The following is a 14898-nucleotide window of genomic DNA, read 5'->3' as shown; positions in this document are numbered from 1 at the left end:
ATACTTTTCCATGAGTTTTCATCAAGTTTTCGTCATCAAAATACGCTAAAATACTCGTTTGCTTTTTTGCTTCTGGAAATTTTCATGAATTCGAAACCACGTCTTTCTACATATTGGGTCACCTGTGCGGATGGACTAGAAACCTTACTGCAAGAAGAAATTCAAGGTTTAGGAATTCAAAACATTGAAAAGTTTCCTGGACGTTTAGTCTTTAAAGGCAAACTTGAAGATGCTTACCGTGTCTGCATGTGGTCACGTCTTGCTTCACGTGTCTTAACGCCTATTCATACACATGAGCTTGAATTTACACATGATGCTCGTGATGTTGCCGAAGAACTCTATGAAGGTGCGATTAACTTTGACTGGTCACTCATTTTTGCACCACAAAGTACTTTTGCTGTACGTTTACACATTGAGCGTGAAATTAAAGTTAATTCTCAATTTGCAACTTTACGTGTAAAAGACGGTATTGTTGACTCATTTATGGAAGCTGTGGGCAAACGTCCAAGTATTGATATTAAACAGCCTGAAATTACCATTTATGCGCTTGCGGGTAAAACAGAACATACCTACTGCCTAGATTTATCAGGTGACTCTTTGCATAAACGTGGTTATCGTCGTTATATGACCGATGCCCCAATTAAAGAAAACTTAGCCGCAGCTATTCTACAAAAAGCAAAACTCAAAGAACGCAATCCCGATATTATTCTTGACCCAATGTGTGGTTCAGGGACATTTATTATTGAATCTCTGATGATTTTAACTGATCGTGCGCCAGGACTTGTTCGTCGTTTTGGTTTTAACGGTTGGAATGGTCATGATCATGAACTGTGGATGTCGATCAAAGCCGAAGCGGCTGATCGTCATCAAGCAGCTTTAGAACAACCTTTACCAAAATTCTATGCTTATGATGCAGACTGGGAAGCCGTTAAAGCGACCAAGCAAAATATTATTGCAGCAGGTTTTGAGGCTGTACTTGATCAAATTCAGATTGAAGAACGCACCTTAGCCGATTGGCCTGATTTCCAGGCTGAAGGTAAAACTTCATTTGTCGTAACAAATCCACCTTATGGTGAACGTCTGGGTGATAAAGCCTCAAATCGTGCATTGTATTTAGGTTTATCAGCATTATTACAAAAGAATTTCCCAAATCAATATGCTGCCGTAATTGCTGCTGCGGTTGAACAAGCCGATGTCTTAGCTTTTAACAATCCGCAAATTTTACGTTTGATGAATGGTAAGTTGCCAATTTACATTCGTTTTGGTGATATTAAACCTGCAACTGTAACAAAGCCATTCCTTGAAACATGGCAGCCTCAACAGTTTGAAAAAATTGAAGGTGCTGAAGACTTTACCAACCGTTTGCAAAAAAATATGCAAACTTTAAAGAAATGGGCAGTAAAAGAAGGTGTGCATTGCTTACGTCTTTATGATGCTGATTTACCTGACTTTAATGTTGCTGTGGATTTATACGGTGAACGTTTGCACGTTCAAGAATATGCTCCACCAAAAACCATTGATCCTGAAAAAGCCAAAAAGCGTTTTAACTTGGCTTTAGCGGCAATTCGTGCTGTGACGGGTTTAGGACGTGATGCTATTTTCATTAAAACCCGTGCCCGTCAAGAAGGTAAAACTCAATATACCAAACAAAGTACAGCTTCTAAGCGCTTCATTGTGCAGGAAGGTAAAGCTAAAATTTTGGTGAATTTGACAGACTATCTCGATACAGGTCTATTTTTAGACCATCGTCAAATGCGTTTACGCATCGCAGCAGAAGCTAAAGGCAAACATTTCCTTAACCTCTATAGTTATACCTCTACAGCAAGTTTGCATGCAGCTTTAGGCGGTGCAGCAAGTACGACAAGTGTTGATTTATCCAATACTTATTTAAACTGGTCTAAAGAAAACTTTGTACTCAATGGTTTAACTGTTGACCATGTAGACGAACAGCATCAATTCTTTGCAGGTGATTGTTTTGAATGGTTAAAAGAAGGTCATGAGCAATACGACTTGATCTTTATTGACCCACCAACTTTCTCCAACTCGAAAAAGTTCTATGGCACATTTGACGTACAACGTGATCATGTATCATTACTCAAACGTGCAATGAACCGTTTAAAAACAGGCGGTACACTGTACTTCTCAAATAACTATCGTGGCTTTGAAATGGATGAAGAAATCGAAGCGATGTTTGATGTTCAAGAAATTACCAATGAAACCATTGGGCTAGACTTTAAACGTAACCAAAAAATCCATAAAGCTTGGAAAATCACTCATCCACAAAACTAATTAACATCATTTGAATATGAAACTAGTGCGTATCACGACTGACATAAATCGTTATTTTGTCAGGCGTGGTCACTTTGACAAAATTATTTTGTGCACTGGTTCCATATTCAATCATTTTTGCCTTATTTGGCAATAATGGTCGTTTATCAGCCTGATGTTGATAAGCCTCTGTTTCTTTTTTCTGTTGTTCATGATCACTGAGTACAACATAAGTTAAATGATCCTTTTTAATTTCATCAGCTTGTTTTCCTGCCAACTGATTATTTTTTTGATTTTGCTGTTCAATTGACTCTTGCACATCCCTCTTCACAGCAGTAATTACAACGGGTGTTATTGTGCCAACATAATTTACATTTTCAGATAAAAGATCATCTTTTATAGGGGAAATAGCAAATATTGTTGTAGAAAAACAACTAATGACTATCATCCAAAAAGCTTTTTGACATTTTTGACCATTTTTCCTGCTTTGACCATTCATTTTCATTCCTATCCCTAAATTTTTATTATCTTATTCAAGTTAACAATTTTTGTTACAAGCAACAACCTAAAAGCCAAAATTCCCGATAACCAACAGATGTTTTTTATTTTTTAATATTTATTTCAAACACTTAAAAAAACAAATCCTGAACTATCTTATATTCATAAATATCCATATCTATATGTACACCTTCTGCATTATTTTATATTTACTAACAGCTTAATTTTTAAATGAATATTCAAGTATATTTTCAATATATTAAAAGTATATAAACATTCTTTTTTGTCGGTTATTGTTATCTAGGTCTATGAAATATTTCGGATAAGATCAAACTTCTCTTGAAAAATAATGACAAAATTATCATTTTTATTTCATATTTAGACACATTTAACAATTGATAAGTTTTGAGTTTGATTTTAAAGTAGTCCTTGATTTTTAAATCAATCTGGGGAAATCATGCGTTTTAAAATTATTGATGTTTATCGCCATCACAATACACAACACTATATTGCAAAGTGTCTAAAAGAAAACTCACCTCAATTTATTACATTAGCAACTGACCGTACTTTATGCAAAGAACTTGATATTATTGATGTTGACTTACAAACAGGAAAAGCCTCTTGGGCAACAGGAGAAAAAATTTCACTTCAAATATTAAATCAATTTGACTATTTAGAAAAAGTTTATGAATTAAGCTAGATGCTTAAAATTCAAACTTTATAATTCAACTCACCATAACACAACTCAAAAATAATAAATCAACAAATACCAATGAGGAAAAAATAATATTAACTGAATTTAGAGTTGATTTAATATTCTTATGAATGAGAACTCAATTCTATCTTCAAAATCATAGACCAATATCATTTTTTATACTATTCATCAGATTATTTTTTGCAGATAACTCTAATTTTTCTTGAAAATATGCCGTTTGATATAAGGGCGTCATATGATAAAAATGCGTTAATACTTCCTTTCGTTTTATTTTATATTGTTGTGTTTCAACCCAATCATACTCTTTTTGGATTTGTTGTTCATATTCGGCAAAACGTTGTGTTGAACTTCCCAAAATCGCCAAATCAATATCCAATAAATATTTTAAATCATGCTCTTGTGTAGGTAGATGCTTTTTGGTTGCAATAATCCACCTTGCAACTTTTTCAAGTTCAGTTTTCTTTAAAATGCCCACACAATGTTTTTGCATTAATTTAGCACTTTGTTCTTCATTATCTGATGCTTGTGGATCATAAATAATATCATGAAACCAAATTGCTAACTCAACCGCGACTGGATCTTCAAGTTGATGCTTGATTTCATTAAATAATTCTAAGCATTCTATAATATGTTGGTGCGTATGATAATAATTACCAACATAGCAGTGAAAAAGAATCGAAAATAATGATTCTGATTGCATAGATCTTAAATTTATAGAATCAGAAAACTGTGCCCAATACTGTTGAAATTTATCATAATAATTTTGCATTAGACACATTCCTCTTATAACATCAGACAGACTATTAATTAAGCCGCCTGTTCATCTCTTTTAAAGACAAGCTCTCCTGCTAAACTACTTTCAGCATCAAAATAATAACCATCTATATTAAATGCTTTTAAATCTTCAATATTTTCAATTTTATTTTGAATAATATATCGAGCCATTAAACCACGGGCTTTTTTAGCATAAAAACTGATCACTTTATATTGACCATTTTTTTGATCCAGAAACACAGGTTTAATAATTTCTGCATTAATCTGACTTTCTTTAACCGATTTATAATATTCGTCAGAAGCTAAATTAACTAAAATTTTTGAGCCTGCTTGCTCTAAATCCTGCTGAATTAAATCGGTAATCTTATTTCCCCAGAATGTATATAAATTCTGACCTACTGGATTTTTTAGCTTTGTTCCCATTTCTAAACGATAAGGCATCATTAAATCTAAAGGACGCAATAAACCATATAGACCTGACAACATACGTAATTTTTCTTGTGAATATTCAATATCTTCTACAGATAAATTATAAGCATCCAAACCTGTATAAACATCTCCTTTAAATGCAAAAATAGCTTGTCGAGCATTTGCAAAGTTAAAGTCTGTTGTCCAATCACGGAAACGCTCCACATTTAGTGTTGCAATTTTCTCGCTTACACTCATTAAGCTCGCAACTTCAGAGGCAGATAACTCACGACAAACTTGGATCAATTCTTCTGAATGATTTAACACTCTTGGCATTGTATACTGATCTATGGGTAAATCTGTTTCATAATCCAATGTTTTTGCAGGAGAAATTAAAACAAGCATATCTATTCCGCATTCATAATTCATCACAGCAATATAACAGTTACACTGCTTTTTTGCGAATCATGTTTTTCCTCTACAATAATCGTTAAAATAAATCATTTAAATAATATTCACGTTTTATGTCTGACACTATGCACATACAAGGTCTGGTAGGTAACATCGAAATTTTAGTCGATTATCCAGAGAATGAAGCTAAAGCTTTTGCTGTAGTATGCCATCCTCATCCACTACAAGGGGGTACGCCCCAACATAAAGTTCCAACCTTATTAACAAAAATTTTCACTCAAAATGGTTGTATTGTTTATCGTCCTTATTTTCGTGGTTTAGGTCAAACTGCTGGCTTACATGATAATGGTTTTGGTGAAACAGATGATGTCTTAACGCTTATTTCTCATCTGCAAACATTACACCCTCAACTCCCTTTTTATGCGGCTGGTTTTAGTTTTGGTGCACATGTTTTAGCTAAGTGTTTTGTCCAACTGAATGAAACAAACAAACCTAAACAAATGATTTTATGTGGTTTGCCAACTGCAAAAGTACGTGGTATTCGGGAGTATCAAACACCTTTTCTACAAGGAGATTTATTATTTATTCATGGGGAAAATGATGAAATTACACAGCTTTCTGATGTATTAAATTGGGCTAGACCGCAAAAACATCTCATCACTGTATTACCTGGCGCAAATCATTTTTTTACAGGCTATTTAAAACAATTGCATCATGCGATTGAGCGGTTTTTATCTATAAAATAGTTTTTTATTCATATTCCTAGTATTGTTTTATGTTTGAATAGCAACAAATTTGAGCATAAAACAACTTTCAAAATCATAATAAATATTCTATTGTTCAGTCATAAAATTGAACATTGATTTAATTTATCTCTATCAATTTAAAAATATTAAGCTTTATAGAATCTATTTTTCTCACAGATTTTTACACAAATAAATGGATATTTTTTATGATGCAATTACAACAAGGTCAGAAATTACAACTACAACAGTTAAACATTCAACAAGAGTTTAGTATTGATATTCAAATTCAAGCTTCATTTGCAATAGATCTCTCTTGTTTTGGTTTAGATGCTCACCAAAAGCTCAATGATGAAGCATTTATGGTTTTTTATAATCAGCCCACGACACCTGATGGTGCTGTAAATTGGCAAGCGCAACCTCAACAAAACTTTCAGTTTAAACTGAATTTAGTAAATCTAACTCAAACTCAACGTTTTAGTATTTGTGCTGCTATTGATGACCCACAGGCAACTATGCAACAGATTCAAGGTGGTACTATTACAATCAAAAATCCTCAAGGTCAAGCTGTTGCAAACTTTGTACTTAAACCGCAGCGCTTTAACCAAGAAAAAGCCATTATGTTAATAGACATTTACTTTAAAGATGTTTGGCGTTTAGGTGTTGTTGCACAAGGTTTTAATGGTGGCTTGGCTGCTTTAGTTGAACACTTTGGTGGTGAAGTTGCAAAAGATGAAGTTGCTCAGCCCACTTCTTCAATACCTCAACCTCCAGTCTCAACACCACCCAATAATACAAAAAGCACTCTAAATCTGAATAAGATTCAACTTGATAAAACAGGTCAATCACATCGCATTAATCTCAACAAAAACAGTCATGAATATCTGAAAATTGAAGCAATTTGGGTGGATAATGGTGATGGTCGTAGTGATAATGATGACTTAGATTTACGTGTTGGCTTTATGCTACAACAAAATAATAAAATGGAATATGTCTGGTGCCCATCACAACAAGGTGCTATCGAGAGCTATCCATACATCCATCATCAAGGTGATATTACAGGAGCATCAAGTGCCCAACCTGGCAAAGAGACTGTTTTAGTACATCCTGATATTGCAAAAAAATTGGGTGGAAAAGTTGCCTTAGTTTTTTCGGTTTATTCTGCTGTGAGTAATGGCGTTGTTTCTATTGCTTCATTACAACCCAAAATGCGTATGCAATACGCTGATCAACTCGTTGAGTGTGTTTTTAATGCCAATGTTTCAGCAAAAGCAAAAAGTCGCTTTGTTTATACTTATGTGATTGGTATTGCTGTTATTGATGAACAAGGAATCACTTTACAACATTCAGGTATGACCAGCGGACGTTTTAGTGAAGATACGCCACGAATTATTTGGAAAAAAGACGATACTGTTGAGATTAAAGTAGATGGTCAACCTATGTTTAAATAAGTCAGTTAAATGATAAAATTGCCCTAAATTCACAAGGGCAATTTACCTCTAAATTGAAGAAAGTGGATGATATAAAGTATATAAATGCTGCTCTTCATCTGTAATTCTTTGCACTAAGGCAGCACCAATACTTTCATATTCTTGCAAAAAATCATCAGCAGTCACTGGGTTTAATGATGATTGAGCTGTCCATTTTTTTAAAAATTTTACAACAACATGTGCGATTTGATTCATATCTTTACGATAAGTTTTAATTGTTTGTAATTGCACACTTTCTGGCTCTAAATTACTTTCTAAATAAGCATAAAATTTTACATTCTCTTCTATTAAGTGCAATGAAAATTCTTCTTTAAAATACAGTAATTGTTCAACAACTTGTTGATATTTCTTACTTTCAAATAAATTCTGAATTCCCGCATAAATTTCAACCAGTTTTTTATGTTCACTTTTAAGTTGTGGAATCAATGCCATAGAATAAGTATGAGTAGCTTGTCCTAATGGTTGCTTTTCAATATTTTTAAGCGATATTTTTTTATCTTGTTTCCCCAAAAAACTAAACCATTGTTACAATACTATGAGTATTTTTTTAAACATATTAATCCTGAATAAACACCAAAAGTTATAACAAATTTTAAAACTTACTCGATATAACTTTATTTATTAATTAAGATTTGTACACATATTATCAATGCGTACTTAAAAAATATGCAAAACAATATACATTAATTAAAAATATTGTGAATAATGATTTTAATATGATTGCATTTCAACCTATAAATTAACTAACGATCTCTCCCCAACTCAAGCCAAACTTGGCTAAATACTTTTTCACTCGATCACTGTCGTTGGTACTTTGTCTTTGCTCACGTGACACTGAAAATAAACGACGACCTGCATCCGCCATCGACTTGGATTTACGACAAATTTCAATCACACCTTCAAGTTGAATCCGATCAAACTCATCTATTTGAGCAAGTTGTTCAGCCGTTAAAATATCCCTCAAAGATGAGGACTGTATTGAATCTGCATGTTCTTTGATAGACCAAATTTTTTGTAAGCGTTGAATTTCTGCTTCAACTTCTTTTAAACCAATACGTGAGCCTTCCGCCAAGGTTGCCATACGTGTCACACTCGCTGTTAAATCACGGAAATTTCCCTGCCATGTTGCTTCATAAGACTGTGCAAATTTTAAATATTTTTCCAAAGCATCACTATGAAAACGTAACTGAGATTGGTGTTGAGTGGCAAAGCGTTGTAATTCAAACTCTATATTCGGTGCAATATCTTCCACCCGATCTTTTAAGCTCGGTAAAAAGAAAGTCCATGTATTTAAACGTGCCCACAAATCTTCCCGAAACCGCCCTGCCTGAACTTCTTCACGTAAATCCTTATTTGTTCCCGCAATCAGTTGAAAATCTGCTGAAACTTCCTTATCACTTCCCACAGGGAAAAATGATTTATCTTCCAAAGCCTTGAGCAACATGGCTTGTTCATCAAGCCCAAGTTCACCAATTTCATCTAAAAATAAAATACCACCATCGGCACTTTTTAAATAACCTGTGCGGGCATTGGCTGCACCTGTAAATGAGCCTTTAATATGTCCAAAGAGTGTCGACATTGCCCCATCACCACATAAAGTGGCGCAGTTGACATCTATAAATCGTCCATCCAAGTGAAATTTTTCTTTTTTAAGTTGATAAATCTGTTTGGCTAAATGTGATTTTCCGACACCTGTGGCCCCCATAATTAAAATCGTTGCTTTGGAACGAGTCGCCACCAATTCTACTTCTTGAATCAATTGGTTAAAATCTTGGTTTTTAGTGGCGATATTGGCTTTGAGTTGTTGCCAATTTTCAGTTTTTTCATTTTCAAAGCGTTGGTTTAACGCGGCATAACGGGATAAATCCAAATCAATAATGCGATATTCACCTTCAGGTTGTTGTTTCCCTGTCGGTGAACTTTGAATGAGTTTTGCAGGTAAATAATGTGCATCGACCAATAAATACCAACAAATTTGTGCAACGTGCGTTCCTGTGGTGATATGTAGCAGATAATGATTATTTTCAGTATCAAAAGGATAAGATTTTACAAAGTCGTACAAAGCCCCATACATATCGGAAAAATCCCACGGATCTCGGATATTGACCTGATGACCTGAAATATGGGTATTTGGGGAGATTTGTTGTGCATCTTGTTGTAAATGATCAATTAAGCCTTTATTTCTTCGATCATGCAATAAGACCAATTCATCAATCAATAAGTCTTCATGCATGAGTAAGCTCATGGTCGGACGCCAACGTTGCCAACGCTCTTCTTTTTTTCCCTGATCAAGTGTTGACCCCACAAAACCAATCACGACTGTTTTTTTAGATTTTTGCATTTTCTATAAAATTTTATAGTTTCAATCAAAAGACTATAATTAACCTTGTGCTTTAAAGCTATCCATATATTTTGTATCTACAATACTTTCTAAAAAATTGATGATGTTTGCTCTATTCACCACGTTTAAGATCACTAGGTTTTCGTTAAAAAAGTACTGTGAATGTGCAAGTGTATCTAAGATCTCTTGATTTAATCTCGTGTGATCATAAAAGTTAAATCGGTAGGTCTTTTGATTAATATATATCTCTATTTCCAAACAGCCTTTTGCTTCAATCAACCATTCTTCATCATCAAAATATGCCATAAAATTGATTTGATATTTCATCATTCAATGCTCCATGATTTAGCAAGCTATAACTTTTTAACTCTACTTATTCATTCTTTCTACTTGATTTTCTTTATTTTTTTCAACACACCATTGTTTTAAAGCCTGAATCTGCATGTTATCAAGTGCAAATGCCTGAGCTAATAATTGAAAATATGGCGCTCGGTCCTGAGGACTTAAATATTCAAGTAATTCATGTAAAACCACTTCCATGCTGTGCCATTGCTGCGGATTTGGTTGCCATTTTAAGCTTTTGCAAAGCTTGGCAAAAGTCTGAAAAATTCGCCCTTCAATCCAACATTCATCCTGAGATTTTTGGCTTAAATCCTCAATCCAATGCCAAAGCAAAGGCTGAAAATGCACTGCCAATGATGGATCAGCATCCGTATATACAATTAGACTCATGATGCTGTCCTGATCATTTTCCTGAATCGCCTGCTTTAACAATTGAATGACCTTGTCTGTGGCATATAAACCATCCTTCCCCCAACTTGTTAATATTTCGATACTTGTACCTTGTGGCGTTTCACCATCACAGCCATAGCCCTGCTCCAACACAGCAAGCAAATGTTGTTTAAACCATAAATCCCGAATACCCAAGGCGTTCAATGTCCGCATAGCCACCATGGGCAGATACCATATTTCGTCTTCATGTAAAAAAGACCGTACTTTATCCATGACTGTATTTGGAATTTGAATCTGTTGACATTTTGCCAAAGCATGTAATGCAGCATCGATCAGTGTTTGCTCATTTTGTTGTACTGACTGCATAAACTGCTGCAAAATAAACTGTTGTAATATTTCACTTAAATCAGCTTTACGATCAGCCAAACACAGCAATAATTTTGCTTTTAAAGGCAAGACATTGCTTTGCAGATAGCGTTGTGGAATTTGTTGTAATAATTCAGGAAATTGATCATAAAAATACTGAATAAAATGAGTTGGGCGTTGTCCATCATGGGCAAAGTCTAATGCCTGCTGTGCAAATAAATCATATAATATTTCAATATCTTGTGCTTTTAGTGCTGTGACAGGAATATTCAACACCAATGGAAAAAACTCAAAAGGATAGGCTTGGAAAGCTTTCCAAAGCAAGGGAATATCATCAGCCGCCAAAGGTGTAAAAGTTTGTAGCCAATAGTTCAGATAGAGCAATTCCTGTTGAGTGCTTAGATCAGGTTGTGCATCATTTTGTTGTAAAAGGTCATCCAAACCCTGCCAATGTTCGGACAGATTTTCTGATGTAATCTCGATATCCTTTAAATGTTGTTGATAAAATTGCTCGACAACGTGCAGTTGTTTTTGCATTTGCTGATCCATTTTTTTCTGAATCTCAGGATAATTTTGCAAATAAAAATTTAAAAAATCTGCAAAATAACAAGACTGATGATGGATTGATTTTAATAATTGCTGCCATGTCTCAAGTTCAAAATAATGGATGTGACCCACTGCAAGCATTTGGATTTCATTCATTTTCTGTTCATTTAAATAAGCATGTTCAGCCAATACATCTGAGAGTAATTGTTGTGCATGTTGAATATGCTGCGTTTGGATCGGCTTGAGTTGTTGCATATGACCTACCTTATTTTTATTGATCTGAATTTTTATTTTGAACTCAAATTAACACTCCATGATCTGCAATGCTATACTTAGATGGCAAAAACCGCCCTCCTCCTTACACCATCAGCGTCTGACTCGACCTTTTTTGATGGATTCTCTTTGGTTTTTGCTTAAAACAATCAAATTTTTAAAATAGTTTCAGGTTTTATTTCCCATGTTACAGTTTACATTTTTAGGCACATCTTCAGGTGTTCCTTCGCTGACCCGCAATGTGTCAGGTTTAGCCGTGCGCCACAGTAAAAGCAAAGATTGGATTTTGATTGATGCAGGTGAAGGTACACAACATCAGATTCAACGCGCAAAATTATCCTTACAACACTTACAAGCCATTTGCATTACCCATGTGCATGGTGATCATTGTTATGGTCTGATGGGTTTGCTTGCGAGCGCAGGCATGAATGGGCGTAAAGAACAGCTCACCATCATTGCACCAAAAAATATTCAGCTTTGGTTTGAAGCCACCCAACAATTGACCGATTTACATCTACCCTATCCGCTTGAATTTATAGATGTCAGTACACTTCAGCAAGCTATACAGATCAATGAATCAATTCAACTTTCAGCCATTGCATTGCATCATCGGGTGGAAAGTTATGCCTTTGCCATTGAAGTGATTCAACAACAGAAAAAACTCAATGTTGATGCTTTAAATGCATTGTCTATCCCCAAAGGTAAATTGTGGGGCGATTTACAACAAGGTAAAGATGTTGAATATGATGGAAAATTATTGATGTCCAATCAATACGTTGAGATCCAGCAACATCGGGTCAAAGCTATTATTGGCGGAGATAATGATCAACCTGAATTACTCAGCTCAACTTGTCAGGATGCCGACGTCTTAATTCATGAAAGTACCTACACCCAAGCAACATTGGACAAAGTCGGCACTGCACCGATGCACAGTTCTGCAAAAATGGTGGCTGAATTTGCACAGTCGGTACAATTGCCGAATTTAATCCTTACACACTTTAGCGCACGTTATCATGACCATGAAGGTTTAAATATGTTGAAGAATGAAGCGCAACAGTTTTATTCAGGGCAATTGTTTATGGCTGAAGACTTGGCAAGTTATGAATTCAACGCAGATCATGTTCTTGTCAAAATTTAATCGCTTTAAATCGTCATCTTTGATCGATGACGATTTAGCCCCAAATAAAACTATCTTTTTTTATATTTTACGATTTATTTTTATAGATTAAATCTAATATTTTTAATTAACATTTTTATAAAATGATTCACATCAAAATATTTAATGATTCATTTTCATATACTTAAAAAATAAAATCATGCTGAAAATAAAAGTTGGCACGCTCTTCGCAATATATTCATCAAGAAATTAAAAATTAAACTTGAGGATGCTGTCATGGCGAACAAGACAATTTTTGCCTCTCGCACTGCGAAGGCAAAACCACCATTAGGACTGAATGAAGCAGGCGGTCGTGCTTATCCATTAAAATCACGTGCAGCTTTGGCACAGTTGGCGGCAACAGGAACCCTGAACCATACTTTTTATCAGGATGCCCAAGTCCAATTGGATCAGATTCTCACTTTGGCATTGGAAGTTGAACCTGAATTTGTCGCAAAAACTGCGATTTATGCACGTCAACATGCACATATGAAAGATACGCCTGTGGTGTTATTGGCATTGCTTTCAGAACTCGATGCCGATTTATTTAAACAACTTTTCCCGATCATTATTGATAACGGAAAACAATTGCGTAACTTTGTACAGATTATGCGTGCAGGAATCATTGGACGTAAGTCTTTGGGTTCATTGCCAAAACGCATGGTCAATGATTGGATTTTAACGGCAAATGATCAACAACTGATGGCGGCGAATATTGGAAACAGCCCATCTCTTGCAGATGTGTTGAAAATGACGCATCCAAAACCAAAGACTGAGCAACATGATGCATTTTTTGCTTACGTGTTAGGGAAAGATTATGTTATTGAACAATTGCCACCTCAGATTCAGGCATTGGAACAATTTCGCTTAGGTCAAACGACTGAAGTGCCAAAAGTACCGATGCAGTTGTTGACTAATCTGAATTTAACAGCAACACAATGGGCAGAAATTGCTAAAAATGGTTCTTGGCAAATGCTCAGAATGAATCTGAATACTTTTTTACGTCATGGTGTATTTGAAATTAAAGGCATGACCAAAATCATTGCGGATAAATTGATGGATGAAACTGCGATTGCCAAAAGTCGGGTTTTGCCTTATCAGCTCATGATGGCATGGTCTGCGCTTGCCGATGGAATGCCGCATGAAATTGCCAATGCGCTAAAATTTGCCATGCAGCGTGCCATTGCCCATGTACCAAAGTTATCAGGAAATGTGGTGATTGCGATTGATGTTTCAGGTTCAATGGGAAGCCCTGTAACGGGTTATCGTAAAGGGGCAACTTCACAGTTACGTTGTGTTGATGCGGCGGCTTTATTTGCAAGTGCATTTAAATATGTCAATCCAAACATACGTTTAATGCCCTTTGATACCCAAGTGCGTGAATTGTCTAACCTGACCAAAGTACAGCAATATTTACGTAAAAAGGCATTAGGAGATCAAGAGGAAGAAATTGATATTTTCGCCTTAGCCAAAAAATTTGCCAATATGTGTGGTGGTGGAACAGCTTGTTCTAAACCATTGGAACTGTTGGTAAAAGAAAATGCCGAAGTCGATTTGGTGATTTATTTTTCGGATAATGAGTCATGGCTTGATCAAATACGAGGACTAAAACACTCAACAGGAATGATGATTTATTGGAACAAGTTAAAACAGCAAAATCCAAATGCAAAATTGGTATGTGTCGATTTACAACCTTATGCGACTGCGCAAATGCCTGAGCAAAAAGATGTGATGAATATCGGTGGATTTTCCGATACGGTATTTAAACTGATTGAAAGTTTTGCCAACAATGAAATGCATGCAGATCATTGGGTTGGCGAAATTGAAAAAATAGAAATTCCACAGTCTCAGCTTCACGCAAGCTGATTCTGTGAAACAAATTTGACATTGTCATTGTGAGATATTTCATCTAAAAAATGTGATATCTATATTGACCGTGTTAGATAAACGCACAAATGCGCTAGGAACTACATTTTTCCCAATGAGACGTTTCTAAAATAATTTGTTGTGCGCGTTGTAACAGATTGCCAAATGCCGATAGAACTACATTCTTTCCAAATGACATGTTTTATCAACACTTTGTTGGCGATCAAAAATAGTAAAAATGCATAAAATGCGTTGAGGACTACATCTTTAATGCGTAGGTCGGTGGTTCGAGTCCATCCTGTATGGCAGAC

The 14898-nt window shown here is 35.2% G+C and carries 13 protein-coding genes; 6 read left to right on the top strand and 7 right to left on the bottom strand.

The window, feature by feature from the left end:
* The first annotated feature begins 84 nt into the window (after nucleotides 1-84).
* Complete coding sequence (rlmKL, locus tag HX124_RS02960; RefSeq protein WP_286381893.1) at nucleotides 85-2289, top strand: bifunctional 23S rRNA (guanine(2069)-N(7))-methyltransferase RlmK/23S rRNA (guanine(2445)-N(2))-methyltransferase RlmL; 2205 nt, start codon at nucleotides 85-87, stop codon at nucleotides 2287-2289.
* Between the two features lie 22 nt (nucleotides 2290-2311).
* On the opposite strand, the gene HX124_RS02955 is transcribed toward rlmKL, so the two are convergent.
* Entirely contained in the window at nucleotides 2312-2767 is a 456-nt protein-coding gene (locus HX124_RS02955) for a hypothetical protein (RefSeq protein WP_286377060.1), read from the bottom strand.
* A 456-nt stretch (nucleotides 2768-3223) separates the two neighbouring features.
* Here HX124_RS02955 and HX124_RS02950 point away from each other — a divergent pair, with 456 nt between their 5' ends.
* Nucleotides 3224-3466, top strand: coding sequence for a hypothetical protein (locus HX124_RS02950; protein WP_286377059.1), 243 nt, complete (start codon nucleotides 3224-3226; stop codon nucleotides 3464-3466).
* A gap of 151 nt (nucleotides 3467-3617) precedes the next feature.
* Here HX124_RS02950 and HX124_RS02945 read toward each other — a convergent pair whose 3' ends face one another.
* Together HX124_RS02945 and yaaA are read right to left on the bottom strand one after the other, a co-directional pair.
* Entirely contained in the window at nucleotides 3618-4250 is a 633-nt protein-coding gene (locus HX124_RS02945) for an HD domain-containing protein (RefSeq protein WP_286381892.1), read from the bottom strand.
* 38 nt (nucleotides 4251-4288) lie between these two features.
* Nucleotides 4289-5068, bottom strand: coding sequence for a peroxide stress protein YaaA (gene yaaA / locus HX124_RS02940; RefSeq protein ID WP_286381891.1), 780 nt, complete (start codon nucleotides 5066-5068; stop codon nucleotides 4289-4291).
* A 119-nt stretch (nucleotides 5069-5187) separates the two neighbouring features.
* Here yaaA and HX124_RS02935 point away from each other — a divergent pair, with 119 nt between their 5' ends.
* Nucleotides 5188-5820, top strand: a complete 633-nt coding sequence (locus HX124_RS02935) for an alpha/beta hydrolase (protein WP_286381890.1) — start codon at nucleotides 5188-5190, stop codon at nucleotides 5818-5820.
* 206 nt (nucleotides 5821-6026) lie between these two features.
* Entirely contained in the window at nucleotides 6027-7268 is a 1242-nt protein-coding gene (locus HX124_RS02930; RefSeq protein WP_286381889.1) for a TerD family protein, read from the top strand.
* 48 nt (nucleotides 7269-7316) lie between these two features.
* Here HX124_RS02930 and HX124_RS02925 read toward each other — a convergent pair whose 3' ends face one another.
* The 4 genes from HX124_RS02925 to HX124_RS02910 all read right to left on the bottom strand — a co-directional run bounded on the left by HX124_RS02925 (nucleotide 7317) and on the right by HX124_RS02910 (nucleotide 11547).
* On the bottom strand, nucleotides 7317-7817 hold the full coding sequence (locus HX124_RS02925) for a hemerythrin domain-containing protein (protein WP_286381888.1): 501 nt from the start codon (nucleotides 7815-7817) through the stop codon (nucleotides 7317-7319).
* Between the two features lie 229 nt (nucleotides 7818-8046).
* Nucleotides 8047-9648: an RNA repair transcriptional activator RtcR gene (gene rtcR, locus HX124_RS02920; protein ID WP_286381887.1), complete on the bottom strand. Its 1602-nt coding sequence runs from the start codon at nucleotides 9646-9648 to the stop codon at nucleotides 8047-8049.
* 39 nt (nucleotides 9649-9687) lie between these two features.
* Entirely contained in the window at nucleotides 9688-9978 is a 291-nt protein-coding gene (locus HX124_RS02915; protein WP_286381886.1) for a hypothetical protein, read from the bottom strand.
* Between the two features lie 39 nt (nucleotides 9979-10017).
* The gene (locus HX124_RS02910) at nucleotides 10018-11547 is read right to left on the bottom strand and encodes a hypothetical protein (RefSeq protein WP_286381885.1); all 1530 of its coding nucleotides are present in this window, start codon (nucleotides 11545-11547) and stop codon (nucleotides 10018-10020) included.
* Nucleotides 11548-11749: 202 nt separating this feature from the next.
* Between HX124_RS02910 and HX124_RS02905 the strand changes: the two genes are divergently transcribed.
* Nucleotides 11750-12703, top strand: coding sequence for a ribonuclease Z (locus HX124_RS02905; RefSeq protein WP_286381884.1), 954 nt, complete (start codon nucleotides 11750-11752; stop codon nucleotides 12701-12703).
* Between the two features lie 255 nt (nucleotides 12704-12958).
* Entirely contained in the window at nucleotides 12959-14587 is a 1629-nt protein-coding gene (locus tag HX124_RS02900) for a TROVE domain-containing protein (RefSeq protein WP_286381883.1), read from the top strand.
* The last annotated feature ends 311 nt before the right edge of the window (nucleotides 14588-14898 follow it).

It is taken from the genome of Acinetobacter sp. 226-1, from assembly GCF_030329325.1.
GTDB classification, from domain to species: Bacteria; Pseudomonadota; Gammaproteobacteria; order Pseudomonadales; family Moraxellaceae; genus Acinetobacter; species Acinetobacter sichuanensis.
This window is presented reverse-complemented; position numbering and strand designations above follow the sequence as displayed.

Excerpts from the sequence above, each read along its gene's own strand:
- HX124_RS02950 (WP_286377059.1), top strand. The coding sequence starts at position 3,224 with ATGCGTTTTAAAATTATTGATGTTTATCGCCATCACAATACACAACAC.
- yaaA (WP_286381891.1), bottom strand. The coding sequence starts at position 5,068 with ATGCTTGTTTTAATTTCTCCTGCAAAAACATTGGATTATGAAACAGAT.
- rtcR (WP_286381887.1), bottom strand. The coding sequence starts at position 9,648 with ATGCAAAAATCTAAAAAAACAGTCGTGATTGGTTTTGTGGGGTCAACA.
- HX124_RS02905 (WP_286381884.1), top strand. The coding sequence starts at position 11,750 with ATGTTACAGTTTACATTTTTAGGCACATCTTCAGGTGTTCCTTCGCTG.
- HX124_RS02945 (WP_286381892.1), bottom strand. The coding sequence starts at position 4,250 with ATGCAAAATTATTATGATAAATTTCAACAGTATTGGGCACAGTTTTCT.
- HX124_RS02935 (WP_286381890.1), top strand. The coding sequence starts at position 5,188 with ATGTCTGACACTATGCACATACAAGGTCTGGTAGGTAACATCGAAATT.
- HX124_RS02955 (WP_286377060.1), bottom strand. The coding sequence starts at position 2,767 with ATGAATGGTCAAAGCAGGAAAAATGGTCAAAAATGTCAAAAAGCTTTT.
- HX124_RS02910 (WP_286381885.1), bottom strand. The coding sequence starts at position 11,547 with ATGCAACAACTCAAGCCGATCCAAACGCAGCATATTCAACATGCACAA.
- HX124_RS02900 (WP_286381883.1), top strand. The coding sequence starts at position 12,959 with ATGGCGAACAAGACAATTTTTGCCTCTCGCACTGCGAAGGCAAAACCA.
- HX124_RS02930 (WP_286381889.1), top strand. The coding sequence starts at position 6,027 with ATGATGCAATTACAACAAGGTCAGAAATTACAACTACAACAGTTAAAC.
- rlmKL (WP_286381893.1), top strand. The coding sequence starts at position 85 with ATGAATTCGAAACCACGTCTTTCTACATATTGGGTCACCTGTGCGGAT.
- HX124_RS02915 (WP_286381886.1), bottom strand. The coding sequence starts at position 9,978 with ATGATGAAATATCAAATCAATTTTATGGCATATTTTGATGATGAAGAA.